The sequence below is a fragment of the Acinetobacter sp. SWBY1 genome (genome assembly GCF_002946595.1).
Classification (GTDB): Bacteria; Pseudomonadota; Gammaproteobacteria; order Pseudomonadales; family Moraxellaceae; genus Acinetobacter; species Acinetobacter towneri.
In genome coordinates, this window is sequence record NZ_CP026616.1 from 271,564 (window position 1) to 288,982 (window position 17,419).

The following is a 17,419-nucleotide window of genomic DNA, read 5'->3' on the forward strand; positions in this document are numbered from 1 at the left end:
AGGTAAATACATGGACTTTATGATTCAACAATCTTTAAAACTGGTCGAAAGCGGCAAGCTGCCCGATTCGGTGATTCGCGCGGGCATTCGCAGCCTAAGCAAAAAACGTCTGGCACAAGAAGGACGCTTTGACCCGGCACTGGCAGCTCGGCGCTATATGGATGTGCTGCATATGCTGAAAAATAGCGAGATTGCCATCGAGACCGACAAGGCCAATGAACAGCACTATGAACTGCCCACCGCATTTTTCCAGGCGGTGCTGGGCAAGCGTCTGAAATACAGCGCTAGCCTGTTTGAACACACTCATACCACGCTGGATCTGGCGGAAGAAGCGGCACTTGCCAGCTATTGCCAGCGTGCACAGTTAAAAGATGGACAGGATATTCTGGAAATTGGCTGTGGCTGGGGATCGTTGAGTCTGTATATGGCCGAGCATTATCCCAAAGCCCGTATCACGGTGGTGTCGAATTCCTCGACCCAGCGCCAGTATATTCAGGAACAGGCGCGTCTGAAAAAGCTGCAGAACCTTATGGTGATCACCTGCGACGTCAATGTGCTGCAACTGGAACCCGCGTCCTTTGACCGCGTGGTTTCGGTGGAAATGTTTGAACATGTGCGCAACTACCAGAAACTGTTTGAAAATATCAGCAGCTGGCTGAAAGCGGATGGTCTGCTCTGGTGCCATATTTTCTGTCACCGTTTCCTACATTATCCGTTTGAAGTAAAAAATGAATTCGACTGGATGTCGAGATATTTCTTTAGTGGCGGACTGATGCCGGCAGCGTCGACCTTTCTACATTTCCAGCAGCATTTGCAATTAGAGCAGCACTGGCAATGGGCGGGTACGCAGTATGAACGTACCGCAAATGCTTGGCTAGAAAATATGGATGCTAAACAGGCCGAGCTAAAGCCCTTGTTTGAAAAAACTTATGGCGCGGATGCCGCAATCTGGTGGCAACGCTGGCGGATTTTCTTTATGGCCTGTGCCGAGCTGTTCGGTTATGAGCATGGACGTGAATGGGTAATCGGTCACTTTCTGTTTAAAAAGAAAACCGTATAATTGAACGGCGAATCGGATGGGCCAGCGGGGAATGCACCAATGTTAAAGCTGTTCAGGGACAAACACGATCATCCTCTGGGTGAGGTGTTTAACCGCTATTACTGGCTGCAAATCGGATTCATTGCCTTGTCTGTGGTGATTGGGATTGGCTGTAGTGCTTGGGTAATCAAAGGTTCCCTGCTCAGAACTGCGCTAGAACAGGAAATGTCACACTACTGGCAGCGGCTGGAACGTAATCCGGCTGCTGAATTGCCCGATACCAAAAACCTGTATGGTTACCGCTGGAACACTGTGCCACCCTCCCAATTTAAGAATATGTCACTTGAGCAAGGGGTGAATCGGCATTTTGTCGATGGCAAGGAGCGCATGACCGTGTATGGTGAAAAAGACGGACAGCATGTGCTGCTGGTGTTTGGCGAAAGCAACGTCAATAAGCTGGTCTGGCTGTTTGGTCTGGCACCGCTGATGGTCAGCCTGTTTGTGCTATATAGTGTGCTGTGGTGGTGGAACCGTCGGGCCCGGCGCTATTTTTCCCCCATTACCCGTCTGGCCAATGCGCTGGAATATATCGACTGGGAACATCAGAAAAATCAGGCTTCGCCTTTTCAGGACATCCGCACCGATTCTAATCTGGAAGCTGAATACCTCAAGCAGGCGCTGGAAAAATATCATCAGGTATTAAGTGAATTTATTCAGCGTGAGCGTGAATTTACTGGAGATGTCAGCCATGAGCTACGCACGCCACTGACCATTTTAAAAGGCAATGTGCAGCTGTGTCAGGCACGCTATGGCGACAACAAGGCCTTTACCCGCCTGCATAACACCATTGAAGACATGCAGCTGCTGGTCGATACCTTGCTGGCCATTGCCCGCAATACCACCAACACTTTAACTGCTGAACCGACCATGCTTTCAGAATGTCTGGACAATCTGGTGCAGGATCTGGAGAGTGTCAGTCATAACAAAGGCATGCAGATAGACCTGCAAAAAGACCTCGATGAACAGCCGCGTAAACTTTATCCATCCATGACCAAAATGGTGTTTGGCAATATTCTGCGCAATGCGCTGAACTATTCACAGGGCACAGAAATTGATGTGATTCTGGAAAAAAATAAAGTGCTGATTGCTGACAATGGGGTCGGCATGCCTTTACCTAACAATTCTAAAGTTCAGGAACTGTCTGGTCAGCAGCTAAAACTGGAAATCAAAGGGCATGGCATTGGATTACAATTGGTGCAAAAGCTATGCAAACAGCTAGGTTGGCGTGTGGAGCTGTTTGACAGGCAATATTATCTTGACACTCATCAGAATGTTGAATTAGCAATGACCACTGGACTGATTGTCGTTGTGTACCTAAATTAGGCTTCATCTTCGAAAGCAATTTTTAAACCAATCCCAGATATGGTGTGAATCAGCTTTTGTTCAAAGGGTTTATCGACCATTTTGCGTAAATTATAGATATGACTGCGCAGAGCATCACTTTCTGGCTCTTCGTCACCCCAAAGCTGCATCATAATTTCCTGTTTGGTCAGTACTTTAGGAGAATGACGCATCAATAGTTTCAAAAGTTTAAACTGAATTGGAGGCAATTCAATGTTCTGCCCAGCTCGAGTTAGCTGTTGTGTTGCTGGGTCCAAAATTAGGTCATGAATTTGCAGACGACTGCTAGATACTTCACCCAGGGAACGTTTGATCAGGGCCTTGACCCGAACCACTAGCTCGTTAAAGTCAAAGGGCTTGACCAGATAATCATCCGTGCCGGAATTGAAGCCTTTAAGTTTGTCATCCAAGGTATCCCGAGCGGTAAGCATCAAGACAGGTAAGTCCAACCCCTCTTCATTGCGTAACCACTCGCACAATTCATAACCAGAACCATCAGGCAAATTAATGTCTAGTAGCAAGATATGGTAGCGTTGCTGTTTCAGTAATTGTCTAGCAGCACTCAGATTGCGGGCGTGATCGACCACAAAGCCATGTTCTTCAAGAAACTCGCATAGGGTAGAGGCCAGTTCATAATGGTCTTCAACCATCAGGATAAAATGTTTCGACATAGCGGCAGACACTAATTTAATAATTGCTGTTTTAATTTAGCACTAAATGGCTGGGGACCCAGCCATATATTAAAATATTGTTGTGCCAGAGGATGTTTAAGCTGCCCTAAACTTTGCTGGTTCAAAGATAAGCTCAGGGTCTGTGTAGCATGGTTGTATTTTAAACGATACAGGTCGCCTGATCTGACCGGACGATACAAATCGGTGATTGGGTTGAATAGAGCATGTATTTTTGCGTCTTTAACATTACGTTTCAGTAAATGTGTGGCCGCACGCTTAAATGCCCATTCCGGAATATTCTGTGTATAGGAAAAGTCCATCTGTATATTTTGTTTTTCCCAGGACTGGCTACAGTTTTGGGCAAAATAACTGGCCATACCGACCTGTTTTTGACCCACCATCAGCGGACCATTGCCGCATTGATTCAGGCTCTGTGCATGCGCCCACGAACCGAAACTCCCGAGCATCAGTACAGTGGTTATGGCTACTTTTTGAAAGGCAGTACCCATGAATAGGTTCCTCCTACATATGGCAAAGAACGATACAGACCATTGGCCGGATCCCAGAAATCTTGTTGGAAAATAATCTGATGGTTTGGGTTGACCTTTATTTCACTGATTCCAAATGAATCCATTGTTCGTGTCTTCCCGAACATTTTAAAATCATAAACCATATGCCAATGCACATAGGCAGAGTCTTGATGATATGAAGTATTTAATAGGCTGACAGTGACATTACTCACCCGCTGGTTCATACCTTGAAAATGTTCAAGCAGTTTTTTACGCGATGAAAATTGCGACAGAGTATCGTTAATAAAAAGCTGATCTGCATACAGTGCTCCAGCATTTTCAACGAATTTAGGTGTGCCCAAGGTATTAAAGGCTGAGGTAAAGCGGAGGCCGATATCCTGAGCTTTAGCCTGATCCAGCGCTATCCCCTGAATACCATTTCTGGATTGGGCGTAATCGGCTGAATAACTGGGAATACTTTTACATCCGGCTAACAACAGAAGCGGCAAGGATAAGGCTGTAGCAGTTAGTGTTTTTACAAGTCTCATCATCAGTGTCCGTATGAAGTGTATGTTTATACCTTAGGCAGCACAGCGTGAACAGAATGTGAAGATAGATACTAAAGACAGTACATTGAATAGAATTTTGATGATTAAGGATTAAATTTCACTTTCTCTTTTTTCTTCAGTCATTAGCCAATGAATGATATTCATGACATCACGATTTTCGTTATTTTTTCTGACCATTGCATAAAAATTATAGTCACAATAGATAAAACCAAAAGGGGCAATGACCCTTCCATTTAATATTTCTTTTTCTACTAAAATTTGAGGCGCTATCGCAATTCCTAACCCAGACACAGCAGCTTCTATCATTAAATTGAGACTATCAAAATAGCGATCATTCGCTTTTGGGGGAAAGTGAATTTGGGACTGATTAAACCATGTATGCCATGCACTTTTATTTGAGTGGGTATGAAGTAATGGATAATTTAAAAGATCATTTTTTGTATGAAGAAGATTTATTTCACGATTACAAATAGGACCCATGTTATCGGGAAATAACAGATATTTATTCAAAAAGTTGGGAAGTAGATGATGCTCACTGACACTATTGATCAATATGTCAACTTTCTCTTTTTCTAACAATTTTAAATCATTACATGTCATTAATTTTATATGGATATTGGGATAAATGACTTCGAGCTTTTCTAATCGAGGAATCAGCCAATTTGCCATAAAACTATGAGAAGCGCCTATGACAACTTCTACTTCAGATGTCTTATTAGTTAACTCAAAGACGCATTGTTCTAAACGATTAAAAAGCTGCGTACAAACTCGAGATAATTCTTCTGCGTCCGTTGTCAGAGAGATGGTAGAGGAATGCCGAATAAACAATTTTTTATCTAACCATTCTTCTAACTGCTTTATTTGATGACTAATCGCACTATGGGTGACACATAATTCTTCGGCAGCTAAGCTGAAACTTTTATTTCTGGCGACAGCTTCGAAAGCTTTTAAAGCATTAAGAGGAGGTAATGTTCTGCGTTTCATGTTGTAAAATTTTCTAACATCATCAGCTCAAAATATATCAATTATCATCAAAATGAAAATATTTTAAGATCGAACAAGTTTTGATAGTAAAAGAGATATGAGATGACAACCCCTTATACAGGTAATGGTCCTGATGACTTAGGATTTTTTGGTAAATTTGGCGGATGTTACATGCCAGAGAGCTTAATGCCAGCACTTCAAGAATTAGAGCAAGCCTTTAATAATGTTCGGCACAAACCTGAATTTTGGGCTGAATATCAGCAGATTTTAACGGACTTTGTTGGTCGTCCTAGTCCTCTTTTTTATGCAAAAAACCTAACAGCTTATGCAGGCGGCGCTCGAATATATTTCAAGCGAGAAGATTTGAACCATACGGGTGCGCATAAGATCAATAATTGTGTAGGCCAAATCTTATTAGCCAAATTTATGGGGAAAACCAGAATCATTGCAGAAACTGGTGCTGGGCAACATGGTGTTGCAACAGCAACGGTTTGCGCGCTGTTTAAGATGAAATGTACCATTTTTATGGGAGAAACAGATATTCAGCGCCAACAAATGAATGTTGAGCGCATGAAATTACTCGGTGCTGAAGTCAGAAGTGTTCAAAAGGGTCGTGGGACTTTAAAAGATGCCATGAACGAAGCATTACGTGACTGGATTCGTCATGTGGATACAACCTATTACCTGTTGGGTACTGGCGCAGGCCCTCACCCATATCCGACGATGGTCAGAGAATTTCAGAAAATTATTGGTCTAGAAGCCAGAAACCAAATACTCCTGAAAGAAAATAGGCTGCCTGATGCTCTAGTTGCTTGCGTGGGTGGGGGATCAAATGCACTAGGGTTGATGCATCCTTTTCTAGAAGACCTGAATGTCAAAATGTTTGGCGTTGAGGCAGGTGGAAAAGGAATAAATAGCGATGAACATGCCGCCTCTATTTGCAAAGGTCAGGTCGGTGTGCTACATGGCAATTTAACCTATTTATTACAAGACTTCGATGGGCAGATTTTAGAAGGGCACTCTGTATCAGCCGGCTTAGATTATCCTGGTGTTGGTCCAGAGCATGGCATTCTGTTTGAAACAGGACGTGTGACATATACGGCTATAACCGATCAAGAGGCTGTAAATGCATTTCAGCTTTTAAGTCAACAGGAGGGTATTATTCCTGCGCTTGAGAGTTCTCATGCGATTGCATATGCGATTCAACTTGCTCAAGAAATGCAGCCAGAACAGATCATTATTGTCAATTTAAGTGGCAGAGGAGACAAAGACTTAAACACGGTCAAAAAATATCTTGCAGGAGCTACAGCATGAACCGTCTAGATCAAAAATTAGAGCAATTGAAACTGGAAAATCGAAGCGGTCTGGTCTGTTATTTTACTGCTGGAGATCCTAATTTTACAGAAAGTTGTCGTCTGTTAAGCCAATTGGGTCAAGCAGGGGCTGACATTATTGAAGTGGGTATTCCATTTTCTGATCCAGTGGCAGATGGAGAGATCATTCAGGCTGCGCATCTTCGGGCTTTAGGTGCAGGTCAAACGGTAAAACAGACCATTGAGTTGGTAAAAGCAATAAGACTGCATGATGACCAGACACCAATAATTTTCATGACTTATTTAAATCCGATGATGCAATATGGTTTTGAGACACTTATCGCCGAAACAGAAAATCTTATAGATGGAATATTGATTTTAGATGCTCCATATGGATATCGAGAAAACTTTGAAGTGCAGTTAAATGAAAAAAATATGCATTTAATTGCAATGACCGCGCCGACGACCCCAGTTGAAAGGTTAGAGCAAATCTCAGCGCGCGCGACAGGGTTTTTATATCATGTTGCAGAAAATGGCTTAACAGGAGGAGACTTCAATCTGTCTAATCTTGAGAAAAAGATTGCTGAAATCAAACCTATTTTTAATATTCCAGTTGCAATTGGCTTTGGGATCAAAAATGAAAGTCATGTTAAAGCATTAGCCAATAAAGTAGATCTTATTATTATCGGTTCAGCGCTCGTCAATACTTTCTTTAATAAAGGGATGATCGCAACTTTAGAAAAAGTCACGGTTTTTGCACAGATACTGAGACAAAACAAAGAATAGTCAGGCACCTTTCATAAATCTTCTTTAAAACCATAATTGAATATAAAACAATATTTTATCTTGGCCTTCTCCCGAAAGGGAGATGGAGCTTTATACGTGCATATTTTCTAAAAGTGATCGCTTTTAAAAATCACTATTATCATATAGATGTGACATGCGTTTTTGCTTTGTTTCTAGATAAGCTTTGTTAAAGATATTTAAACCAACTTTTAAAGGAATACGTTCAACAACATTAATTCCTAAATCAGTTAAAGATTTAATTTTAAGGGGATTATTTGTAATGAGTTTTACATTCTTTATTTTTAAATAATCTAACATAATGGTACACATATCATATTTACGAGCATCTGCTGGTAAATTTAATAATAAATTGGCGTCAAGAGTATCATGTCCTTGATCTTGAAGTGCGTAAGCTCGAATTTTATTGGTTAGTCCTATGCCGCGACCTTCTTGGCGTAAGTATAAGATCACACCTTGACCTGCATCATTAATCATTTTCATGGTTGAATGTAATTGGGGGCCACAATCACATTTGAGTGATCCAAAAGCGTCACCTGTTAAGCACTCTGAATGAATTCTAACGAGTACAGGTTGATTAGAAATAGTACCCATGCCTTTAGCAAGAGCGATATGTTCTTCACCAGTACTTTGGTCTTGAAACGCTATAATTTCAAAATCACCAAATGCAGTCGGTAGTTTTGATTTTGAAACAAACTCTATAGCCATTGAAGAATACACCTATATAAATTTATATTTGGTACAATTTACTTAATCTAACTTGAAAGCATTGGCTAATTTTTTTCAGTCATAAATTTCAGCATTTAACTTCCAAGTAAAGAGTATGTATTTAATAGTGAATTTTTTGTGAAATATTAAGTTGACAAAATAACTAACCAAGCTAAAAAAATTTAGTTAGCCCAGGCTTTGTTGCATAAATATGTAAGCATCTGATTTAAATAAATTTAATTTTGGATCAAAAAATAATCAAAACTTTTAAAATCATATAGTTATGAAAACTTTGCGCAACAAAGCCGAACAGATGCCAAAATAATTGATCTGGTACAGCGTATTACACCAACAGGCTATACGCAGGCCATGAGCTTTTTGACAGGGAAAAAACGCCGTAAATAAAGACGTATTCACATGAAAGATGATTTTATTGTTTTAACCGAGTATACTAAATCGAGTAATTTTTAAATTAAAAAAAGCTTCGATTTCAATGCTAAAGCATTCCGTTAAATAAAATGATAAGGAGTCCTACATGAGTGGTTCTCATAACCATGATCACAGTCATGTTGAAGTGACTGCAAAAAATGCCAAGAAATTAACCATCGCACTTGCCCTGACGTTTACCTTCTTAATTGTGGAAGTGGTTGCAGGATTTATCACGCAAAGCTTGGCCTTACTGTCCGATGCAGCGCATATGTTTACCGATGCCGCTGCTTTAGCGATTGCTTTAGCAGCCATCAAAATTGGGCAAAAACCTGCCGATGATAAACGTACTTTTGGCTATCAACGGTTTGAAATCTTGGCAGCTTTGTTTAATGCCATGATGTTGTTTGTGGTAGCCATTTACATTTTATATGAAGCCTATCAGCGTTTTAGTCAGCCACCTGAAATTCAAAGCTTGGGTATGTTGGTTGTTGCGGTTCTGGGTTTAATCATTAACCTGATTTCAATGAAGATTTTGGTGTCGAGCAGTCAAGACAGCTTAAATGTGAAAGGGGCTTATCTTGAAGTGCTCAGTGATGCCTTGGGCTCTGTGGGTGTGATCATTGGCGCACTGGTGATTTATTTCACAGGTTGGATGTGGGTAGATACCGTTATTGCGGTGTTGATTGGCTTTTGGGTCTTACCTAGAACTTGGGTGCTACTGAAACAAAGTATCAATATTTTGCTCGAAGGTGTACCAAGTGAAATTGATATCGAATCTTTACGCAATGACTTGCTGGCTTTAGAGGGTGTACAAGGTATTCACCAGCTTAAAGTTTGGGCCATTACCTCTAAGAATGTGCATTTAACAGCGCATTTGATTGCACCTGATGTAGATCAGAGAGCTTTATACCACCAAGCTGTGGAGTTATTGGGGCATGAGCATGGGATTACGCAAGTGACTTTGCAGATTGAAGAAGATGAATGCCATCCACACCAACATGAACATAGTCATTAAAAAAGACTTGACCTTAGACTTAGTCTAGGCTTTACAATAGCGTCACTTTATTTCAGTACGACATTATGCGTTCTACCACGTGGATTAGCGTCTTAGTTGCTTTATTCATGTTCCAAAGTCTTTGGAACGTGGCGGCAGCTTTTTGCGTCCATGAAGAACAAAAAACTCAAGTCGTGACGCAACAAAATTTTCATTTTGGGCATCATCAAACCACCTTGTGTGTGTCTGATGATAAGGCACACCAGCAAAGCAGTGCCGATAGCCATACTCAAACGGCAAATGATCAGTTTGAATTGGGTGAAGACCATCAAGACCATCAAGATCATTTGCCTTCAATGGCACATTTGATTATTCCGAAAGAAATAAACTATCAAATGCCGCTCGCGTTTGAAGTTCGTGAGCGTCCGCAGTTTTTTTGGCACAATGCCTATCAAGCCCCTGATTTATTGGGGCAACATCCTCCTCCTGAACTTTCCCCGCTAATGGTGGGGTAGCCTAAAACATTTCCCACCACTTCTTCTAAAAATTAGTGGGAAAAAACATGTCGAATCAATTTAAGGCGTTTATACGCCAAGCCCTTGCTGTGGGCATAACAACAGCCGCGATGCAATGGAGTTTTGCCGAACCGATCAAGACTTTAGATGAAGCTTTAGCAAAAGTAGAGCGCTATCAAAACCAAAGCGACATTGGGCAACAGCGTCAAAGCATTTCAGAGCTGAACATCAAAAACAGTGGCCTATGGCAAAATCCTAGCTTAAATATCAATCAAGATGGTTTGGGTTCAAATACCAATCAAGAGCTCAGTATTGCCATCAGTCAGCCCTTAGATGTTTTTGGACAGCGTAAGCTTAATCAAAAACTCGCAGAAACAGCGCAGCAACAAGGACAGTTACAACAACAACTGTGGACAGCACAAAGCCAATTGGTGGTGAAATTTGCATGGTCTCAGTTGGCTTTGGCACAAGTTGAAAAATCGCTGTACGCAGCACAACTCAAAGTGAGTCAAAACAATTTAGACAGTGCCAAAAAACGTTATCAGGCGGGCAGTATTGCTTTGGTTGACTATGAACGTGCGCAAATCGAAAGTTTGGATATGCAGCGCTTATACCAACAAGCGGTACTGTCAGAACAAGTAGCACAGCGTCAACTCTCAAACCTTTGGGGCGAAACCAAAGCCGATATTCAACTCAATGCGACCTCAATGCCATGGCCAGATCAAAGCGAGGCCACAGTACAGCGCTATATTGCTGAAGGTTGGTTGGAAAAGCTATATGCACTGAACATTCAACAGTCCAATTTAAACATTGAAAGTTTAAAAGTGCAGGCACGTCCCAATCCGACCTTAAATGTCGGCATGAAACGGAGCCAAGCACCGAATGAAAGTAGCGATACCACATTAGGTGTCGGCGTGGATATTCCGCTGAATATTTTTAACCGTCAGCAATACAGCATTCCGATGGCCCAGCGTCAGCAAAGCCTGTTGAATCAGCAGCAACAGCGTGAGTTAAAACAGCAGATTTTAGATATCGCCAATGCCATGCATGAGCTCAAAGGACTAAATAAACAGTTCAGTTCGATGAGCCAACAAACCACTTTGGCAGAACAAGTTCAAGTACGTACGCTGCAAGGTTTTAAAGCGGGAAAGCTGTCCATTACCGACATCCAACAAGCTAACTCACAACTGCAAAGCATACGCCTTGGGCAGTTGCAGTTATTACGTCAAGCTTGGCAGACTGCATTGAGCGCAGAAGCACTCAGCCTAGGTACTAGCTACGAACAGATCAGTAGTTCAGATGCTTATAGCCAAATCAGTAAAAATTCTATCGCACAAATACAAGACCTCATCCTTGGCGGAGCACAATAATATGCAACTAAAAAACCAACTTGGAAAAATATCACAGCCATTGATGATTGGGCTTTTGCTCCTCATTACATTTCTCATCGCTTTAGGGATCTGGTTTAGCTCAAAAGATAAAACCACTGATGAACATGCGCATGCAGAACATGAAGAATCTGAACATGCTGATGAACCCGAGGCAGAAAAAGGACATGCCGAGGAAGGTGAAATTCAACTGACGGCACAGCAACTGACAGAGCAAGGCATTCAAATCGCTTCAGCTCAACAAGGCGTGGTGTCTCAAGTTACCGTTCTGCCTGGAAAGCTTGTGGTTAATACCGATCAGCAAGCACATATTTCGCCAAACTTTGGTGGGCATGTGGAACAGGTGAATGTTGAACTTGGTCAAAACGTACAAAAAGGACAAACCTTAGCTGTACTGTCCGTCCCAGAACTGATTGATCAACAGGCCAATTTGCGGATGGCTCAAGCCAGTTTGGATTTGGCACGTCAAGATTATCAACGTGAACAGCAGTTATGGTCACAGGGCATTTCTGCCAAGCAGGATTACCAACGGGCAGAAAATGCTTACCGACAAGCGCAGATTACTGTGCAGTCCGTGCAAAGCCGCTTAAACGCCCTAGGTGCAACAGGTGGGGTAAATGGTCGTTTTGCCATCAAAGCACCCATTTCAGGTGTGATTAGCCAAAAAGATATCGTAGTGGGTGAAAACGTACAATTGGCCGATCAGCTTTTTGTGATTGAACAATTTAAAGAGTTATGGCTTGAGTTTAATCTGCCTGCTCAGTACTCAGGTCAGTTACAAGCCAATCAGAGTCTGACATTTAAGCCGAATGCTTCTGAACAAAAATATGAAGCCATTATCCAAAGCTTAACCTCTCAAGCCGATGCACAAACAGGACGCTTGGTGGTACGTGCTAAGTTAAGAAGCCAAGCGGCTGAACTACGTCCAAATGTTTTAGTGAATATCTTTTTAGACAATACCAGTTCAAAAACAGCACTTCGCGTCCATAAAAGTGCTATTCAAAACATTGAAGGTCAAACTTCGGTATTTGTGGTCGACGCGGAACAAAAAGGACAAGTGCATTTGAAAGCGCAGCCCGTTCAACTTGGGCAAGCTTCAAATGATGTTCAATGGGTGGAAGTGATTTCAGGCCTAACAGCAGGACAACGCTATGTCAGTCAAGGCAGCTTTGTTCTTAAGTCTGAATTAGAAAAAGGCGAGGCTGATCATGCACACTAATCATGATTTACCCAAGCCTGAGGGTTTGTTTGAACGAATTATTCAGTTCTCTATTCAAAATGCAATTTGGGTCATGCTCTTTGTCTGTACATGGATTGCGGTCGGGGTTTATAGCTATCAAAAACTGCCGATCGATGCAGTGCCCGATATTACCAATACGCAAGTACAAATTAATACCCAAGCCAATGGTTTTACCGCATTGGAGGTTGAGCAGCGGATTACCTACCCAATTGAAACTGCAATGGCTGGTATTCCCGATTTACAGCTGACTCGATCTATTTCACGCTATGGTTTGTCCCAAGTCACTATTGTATTTGAGGATGGCACAGACATCTATTGGGCACGTCAGCAGATTAATCAACGGGTGCAAGAGGTCAAAGCGGACTTACCTAGCGATGTTTCCCCAACCATGTCACCAGTTTCGACGGGTTTAGGTGAAATTTATCAATGGGTCATTAAAGCTGAACCGAATGCCAAAAAAGTGGATGGTACGGCTTATAGCGCGATGGACTTGCGGGAGATCCAAGATTGGATCGTTCGTCCACAATTGCAACGTGTTGCGGGGGTTGCCGAGGTCAACAGTATTGGCGGGTTTAATAAAACCTATGTGGTTGCTCCCGACTTAAACCGTATGCAACAGTTGAATATTTCCTTAAGCCAACTACAAACTGCTTTACAGGAAAATAATGAAAACCGTGGCGCTGGTTATATTGAGGAAAATGGTCAGCAGCTCACAGTCCGTGTTCCGGGGACACTCAACAGTCTTGCAGACATTGAAAATACAACGGTTGCCAGCCCAAATGGGAACCCCATTCGTGTCGCGGATATTGCGCAGGTTTCAATTGACCATGACCTCCGAACAGGAGGAGCAACCTATAACGGCGAAGAAACTGTACTCGGCATCGCTATGATGATGATGGGGGAAAATAGTCGAACGGTGTCTAAAGCTGTAGATGCCAAAATTCAGGAGGTGCAAAGCAGTTTACCGCAAGGTGTCACAATAGAAACGGTTTATGACCGCACGACTTTGGTGGAAAAAGCCATTAAAACGGTGCAAAAGAACTTGGTTGAAGGCGCAATCTTGGTGATTGTGATCCTCTTTTTATTCTTAGGTAATATTCGTGCGGCGTTAATTACAGCCTGTGTGATTCCACTGTCTATGCTGTTTACTTTAACGGGTATGGCACAGCAGAACATCAGTGCCAACCTGATGAGTTTAGGGGCATTGGATTTCGGGATTATTGTCGACGGTGCAGTGGTAATTGTTGAAAACTGTATTCGCCGTTTAGCCCATGCCCAGCAGTTACTCAAACGACCGTTGACTCAGTCGGAACGTTTTAAAGAAGTGTTTTTGGCAGCGCGTCAAGCCCGCCGTCCACTCATTTTTGGTCAGCTGATTATTTTAGTGGTGTATTTACCGATTTTTGCACTGACTGGTGTAGAGGCAAAAATGTTCCACCCAATGGCTTTGACTGTTGTACTTGCACTCGTTGCAGCCATTATTTTGTCGATCAGCTTTGTACCTGCGGCTGTCGCACTTTTTGTCAAAGGTGACATTAAAGAAACTGAAAGCCGTTGGATGCTGTGGCTAAAAGAGCGATATCAGCGAGTATTGGACTGTACCTATCAGTATAAAGCGGTGGTTTTGACCTTCGCACTGTGCTTATTGGTGTTGACGGGATTACTTGCAACACGTATCGGCAGTGAGTTTGCACCGCAACTGAGTGAAGGTGACTTTGCTGTACAGCAACTGCGCTCTCCAAGCACAGGCTTAGAAGAATCACTTCGTATTCAGGAAAATACGGAAAAGCTACTTCTGAAGAAATTCCCTGAAATACAGGCTATTTTTGCGCGAACAGGCACGGCTGAAGTGGCGACCGATGTGATGCCTCCAAATATTTCAGATGGTTATATCATGTTAAAACCCCGTGATGCATGGCCAAACCCGAAAGAAACATTGGATGAACTGCGTAGCCGTATGCAGGCGTATTTAGCGACATTGCCCGGTAACAACAGTGAGTTTTCTCAGCCAATTGAACTGCGTTTCAATGAGTTAATATCGGGTGTACGCAGTGATGTCGGTGTCAAAATCTTTGGCGATGACATGCAAGTATTAAATGCGGAAGCTGAAAAAATCAGTAAATTGATTCAACAGGTTTCAGGCAGTACCGCCGTTAAAGTTGAACAAACGTCGGGTTTACCTTTGCTCAATGTGGAAATTGATAAAAGTTTAGCAGCTCAATATGGCTTAAGTGTTAAAACCATACAAGACTATGTGTCAGCAAGCATTGGCGGACAAAATGTCGGTGAAATTCTACAGGGTGACCGCCGTTTTGACTTTGTGATTCGACTCAGTGAGCAAGATCGTAGTATCAGTGGGATTGCACAACTGCCTATACAGCTTCCGAACGGTGGCAGCATTCTGCTCACTGATATTGCCATTGTAAAAATGATGGATGGCATCAACCAAGTCAGTCGTGAAAATGGCAAACGTCGTGTGATTGTCACTGCGAATGTGGAAGGGCGAGATTTGGGTTCTTTTGTCACAGAAGTACAAAGTCAGCTTAAGCAGTATCCTCTACCAAGTGGTTACTGGATTGAATATGGTGGTCAATTTGAAAATCTGGCCTCGGCACAGGCTCGAATGCAAATTGTGATTCCACTGGCGTTACTGACGATCTTTATTTTGCTGATGGCCGTTTTCCATAACGTCAAAGAAAGCTTGTTGGTGTTCACGGGGGTTCCATTTGCTCTAACTGGCGGTGTGCTTTTCTTGTGGTTAAGAGACATTCCCTTGTCAATGTCGGCGGGCATTGGTTTCATTGCCTTGTCTGGCGTCGCCGTCTTAAATGGTTTGGTCATGTTGACCTTCATTAAAGAGCTAAGAGAGCAATATCGCCTGCATGAAGCCGTTTGGCAGGGAGCGATTTTGCGATTAAGGCCTGTTTTAATGACCGCTTGTGTAGCGTCTTTAGGTTTTGTCCCAATGGCGCTTGCCACAGGCACAGGGGCAGAGGTCCAACGTCCACTGGCGACCGTGGTGATTGGTGGAATTATTTCTTCGACGTTATTGACCTTGGTACTATTACCAGTGTTGTATCGTTGGATGAATGCAAAAAAAGAAACGGAAGTTTAATCCCTTAATCAGTTGAAGTATGAGGAGGTAAAATAGTCTCCTCATAATTGAGTGTGAGAAAATTATGCAGATCAACGGGCTTGATAAAAACCTGCATCGGAACGAGCTAGTGCTGGTAGTCCACGAATTTGATCGGCAATTTTCTCAGCCATCATAATGGTTGTCGCATTCAAATTCCCTGTGATAATTAACGGCATAATAGATGCATCAACCACACGTAAATTGTGCAGACCATGCACACGCCCTTGGCCATCGACCACGGCCATTTCATCTTCGCCCATTTTGCAGCTACAAGAAGGGTGGTAGGCCGTTTCAGCATGATTGCGTACGAAGTCATCCAATTCTGCATCACTGCTTAAATGTTTACCTGGACTAATTTCTTCACCGCGATAAGGATCTAATGCGGGTTGTTGCATGATTTCACGTGTAATCCGAATAGCATCGCGGAATTCGCGCCAATCTTGCTCTGTGGACATATAGTTAAACAGAATGCTTGGATGTTCAAATGGATCTTTAGATTTTAGTTTGATGCGTCCACGAGAGGGTGAGCGCATAGAACCGACGTGGGCTTGAAAGCCATGTTCTTTGACTGCGTTGCTACCATTGTAGTTAATTGCAACAGGCAGGAAATGAAACTGAATATTGGGCCAAGAAAATTCATCGGAAGAGCGAATAAACCCCCCTGCTTCAAATTGGTTGCTGGCGCCAATCCCAGTTCCATTGAATAACCATTCGGCACCAATGGCAGGCTGGTTATACCATTTCAATGCGGGGTAGAGCGAAACAGGTTTTGTGCATTTATATTGCAGGTACATTTCCAGATGGTCTTGTAAATTTTCTCCGACACCAGGTAAATCATGGACAATTTCAATATCTAGATCACGCAGTAACTCGCTAGAGCCTACACCTGAACGTTGTAAAATTTGCGGAGATGCAATTGCACCTGCACAGAGCAAAACTTCTTTATTCGCATAGACCTGATGTAACTGTTGCCGATTAGCACCTTGCAGGTATTCCACCCCAATTGCTTGTTTGCCACTAAACATAATTTTATGGGTGGTGGCATGCGTCATGATGGTCAAGTTGGGGCGCTGCTTTGCCATATCCAGATATCCACGGGCTGTACTGGCGCGTCGACCATTGGGCGTGACAGTTCGATCCATAGGACCAAAACCTTCTTGTTGATAGCCATTTAAATCATCTGTACGTGGATAACCTGCTTGTACGCCAGCGTCTACCATCGCATGAAACAGCTCATTATTATTGGCTTTGGGTGTAGCAACACTTACAGGTCCATGATCACCGTGATAGTCGTTGGCGCCAATATCACGACTTTCTGCTTTTCGATAGTAAGGCAGGCAATCGGCATAGCTCCAGTTTTCTAAACCTTTTAAAGTCGACCATTGTTCTAAGTCCATGGCATTGCCACGGATATAGCACATGCCATTAATCAGTGAAGATCCACCCAAACCTTTGCCGCGTCCACATTCCATGCGGCGGTTATTCATATGCGGTTCGGGGTCAGTTAAATAAGCCCAGTTATAGCGTCGCCCTTGCAGTGGATAAGCCAACGCAGCAGGCATTTGGGTACGAAAATCGAGTCGGTAGTCAGGTCCGCCAGCTTCTAGTAATAAAACAGAGATATCTGCATCTTCGGTTAAACGTGCCGCAAGAACATTACCTGCAGAGCCAGCGCCAATAATAATATAATCGTAGTGAGTAGAATGCATAATGATCCTT

Annotated in this window: 15 protein-coding genes; 9 read left to right on the forward strand and 6 right to left on the reverse strand. The window is 42.8% G+C overall.

Annotation, left to right across the window (positions count from 1 at the left end):
* The first annotated feature begins 10 nt into the window (after positions 1–10).
* Both C3Y93_RS01320 and C3Y93_RS01325 read left to right on the forward strand, forming a co-directional pair.
* Entirely contained in the window at positions 11–1,060 is a 1,050-nt protein-coding gene (locus tag C3Y93_RS01320) for an SAM-dependent methyltransferase (RefSeq protein ID WP_104851848.1), read from the forward strand.
* 39 nt (positions 1,061–1,099) lie between these two features.
* Positions 1,100–2,422 (forward strand): sensor histidine kinase, encoded by a 1,323-nt coding sequence (locus C3Y93_RS01325; protein ID WP_104853225.1) that lies wholly within the window; start codon positions 1,100–1,102, stop codon positions 2,420–2,422.
* Here the strand turns inward: C3Y93_RS01325 and C3Y93_RS01330 are convergent.
* From C3Y93_RS01330 to C3Y93_RS01345, 4 genes are all read right to left on the reverse strand, one after another.
* Positions 2,419–3,111, reverse strand: coding sequence for a response regulator transcription factor (locus C3Y93_RS01330; protein ID WP_005177281.1), 693 nt, complete (start codon positions 3,109–3,111; stop codon positions 2,419–2,421). The two genes, C3Y93_RS01325 and C3Y93_RS01330, sit on opposite strands and share 4 nt — an antisense overlap.
* Before the next feature lie 11 nt (positions 3,112–3,122).
* Entirely contained in the window at positions 3,123–3,620 is a 498-nt protein-coding gene (locus C3Y93_RS01335) for a chalcone isomerase family protein (RefSeq protein ID WP_104851849.1), read from the reverse strand.
* Complete coding sequence (locus C3Y93_RS01340) at positions 3,596–4,168, reverse strand: nuclear transport factor 2 family protein (RefSeq protein WP_171287375.1); 573 nt, start codon at positions 4,166–4,168, stop codon at positions 3,596–3,598. Before C3Y93_RS01340 ends, C3Y93_RS01335 begins: the two co-directional genes overlap by 25 nt.
* A 111-nt stretch (positions 4,169–4,279) precedes the next feature.
* Entirely contained in the window at positions 4,280–5,173 is an 894-nt protein-coding gene (locus tag C3Y93_RS01345; protein WP_104851851.1) for a LysR family transcriptional regulator, read from the reverse strand.
* Between the two features lie 102 nt (positions 5,174–5,275).
* Here C3Y93_RS01345 and trpB point away from each other — a divergent pair, with 102 nt between their 5' ends.
* Positions 5,276–6,487 (forward strand): tryptophan synthase subunit beta, encoded by a 1,212-nt coding sequence (trpB, locus tag C3Y93_RS01350; RefSeq protein WP_104851852.1) that lies wholly within the window; start codon positions 5,276–5,278, stop codon positions 6,485–6,487.
* A complete protein-coding gene (gene trpA / locus C3Y93_RS01355; protein ID WP_104851853.1) occupies positions 6,484–7,272 on the forward strand; it encodes a tryptophan synthase subunit alpha in 789 nt (262 codons plus the stop codon). The genes trpB and trpA overlap by 4 nt, the downstream gene beginning before the upstream one ends.
* Positions 7,273–7,395: 123 nt before the next feature.
* Here the strand turns inward: trpA and ribA are convergent, their stop codons facing one another.
* The gene (gene ribA, locus C3Y93_RS01360) at positions 7,396–7,998 is read right to left on the reverse strand and encodes a GTP cyclohydrolase II (RefSeq protein ID WP_004976959.1); all 603 of its coding nucleotides are present in this window, start codon (positions 7,996–7,998) and stop codon (positions 7,396–7,398) included.
* 535 nt (positions 7,999–8,533) lie between these two features.
* Here ribA and C3Y93_RS01370 point away from each other — a divergent pair.
* From C3Y93_RS01370 to C3Y93_RS01390, 5 genes are all read left to right on the forward strand, one after another.
* Entirely contained in the window at positions 8,534–9,442 is a 909-nt protein-coding gene (locus tag C3Y93_RS01370) for a cation diffusion facilitator family transporter (protein WP_004693172.1), read from the forward strand.
* A gap of 65 nt (positions 9,443–9,507) precedes the next feature.
* The gene (locus C3Y93_RS01375) at positions 9,508–9,936 is read left to right on the forward strand and encodes a cation efflux protein, CzcI-like (RefSeq protein WP_004693170.1); all 429 of its coding nucleotides are present in this window, start codon (positions 9,508–9,510) and stop codon (positions 9,934–9,936) included.
* A 47-nt stretch (positions 9,937–9,983) separates the two neighbouring features.
* Positions 9,984–11,306 carry a TolC family protein gene (locus C3Y93_RS01380; RefSeq protein ID WP_104851854.1) on the forward strand — a complete coding sequence of 441 codons (1,323 nt, stop codon included), beginning with the start codon at positions 9,984–9,986 and terminating at the stop codon, positions 11,304–11,306.
* A 1-nt stretch (position 11,307) separates the two neighbouring features.
* On the forward strand, positions 11,308–12,543 hold the full coding sequence (locus C3Y93_RS01385; protein ID WP_104851855.1) for an efflux RND transporter periplasmic adaptor subunit: 1,236 nt from the start codon (positions 11,308–11,310) through the stop codon (positions 12,541–12,543).
* Entirely contained in the window at positions 12,533–15,679 is a 3,147-nt protein-coding gene (locus tag C3Y93_RS01390) for an efflux RND transporter permease subunit (protein WP_104851856.1), read from the forward strand. The genes C3Y93_RS01385 and C3Y93_RS01390 overlap by 11 nt, the downstream gene beginning before the upstream one ends.
* A 71-nt stretch (positions 15,680–15,750) precedes the next feature.
* On the opposite strand, the gene betA is transcribed toward C3Y93_RS01390, so the two are convergent.
* Complete coding sequence (betA, locus tag C3Y93_RS01395) at positions 15,751–17,409, reverse strand: choline dehydrogenase (RefSeq protein WP_104851857.1); 1,659 nt, start codon at positions 17,407–17,409, stop codon at positions 15,751–15,753.
* Between the last annotated feature and the right edge of the window lie 10 nt (positions 17,410–17,419).

Bases quoted from the DNA above. Each gene is read 5' to 3' on its own strand.
- C3Y93_RS01320 (WP_104851848.1), top strand. From the start codon at position 11: ATGGACTTTATGATTCAACAATCTTTAAAACTGGTCGAAAGCGGCAAG.
- C3Y93_RS01325 (WP_104853225.1), top strand. From the start codon at position 1,100: ATGTTAAAGCTGTTCAGGGACAAACACGATCATCCTCTGGGTGAGGTG.
- C3Y93_RS01330 (WP_005177281.1), bottom strand. From the start codon at position 3,111: ATGTCGAAACATTTTATCCTGATGGTTGAAGACCATTATGAACTGGCC.
- C3Y93_RS01335 (WP_104851849.1), bottom strand. From the start codon at position 3,620: ATGGGTACTGCCTTTCAAAAAGTAGCCATAACCACTGTACTGATGCTC.
- C3Y93_RS01340 (WP_171287375.1), bottom strand. From the start codon at position 4,168: ATGAGACTTGTAAAAACACTAACTGCTACAGCCTTATCCTTGCCGCTT.
- C3Y93_RS01345 (WP_104851851.1), bottom strand. From the start codon at position 5,173: ATGAAACGCAGAACATTACCTCCTCTTAATGCTTTAAAAGCTTTCGAA.
- trpB (WP_104851852.1), top strand. From the start codon at position 5,276: ATGACAACCCCTTATACAGGTAATGGTCCTGATGACTTAGGATTTTTT.
- trpA (WP_104851853.1), top strand. From the start codon at position 6,484: ATGAACCGTCTAGATCAAAAATTAGAGCAATTGAAACTGGAAAATCGA.
- ribA (WP_004976959.1), bottom strand. From the start codon at position 7,998: ATGGCTATAGAGTTTGTTTCAAAATCAAAACTACCGACTGCATTTGGT.
- C3Y93_RS01370 (WP_004693172.1), top strand. From the start codon at position 8,534: ATGAGTGGTTCTCATAACCATGATCACAGTCATGTTGAAGTGACTGCA.
- C3Y93_RS01375 (WP_004693170.1), top strand. From the start codon at position 9,508: ATGCGTTCTACCACGTGGATTAGCGTCTTAGTTGCTTTATTCATGTTC.
- C3Y93_RS01380 (WP_104851854.1), top strand. From the start codon at position 9,984: ATGTCGAATCAATTTAAGGCGTTTATACGCCAAGCCCTTGCTGTGGGC.
- C3Y93_RS01385 (WP_104851855.1), top strand. From the start codon at position 11,308: ATGCAACTAAAAAACCAACTTGGAAAAATATCACAGCCATTGATGATT.
- C3Y93_RS01390 (WP_104851856.1), top strand. From the start codon at position 12,533: ATGCACACTAATCATGATTTACCCAAGCCTGAGGGTTTGTTTGAACGA.
- betA (WP_104851857.1), bottom strand. From the start codon at position 17,409: ATGCATTCTACTCACTACGATTATATTATTATTGGCGCTGGCTCTGCA.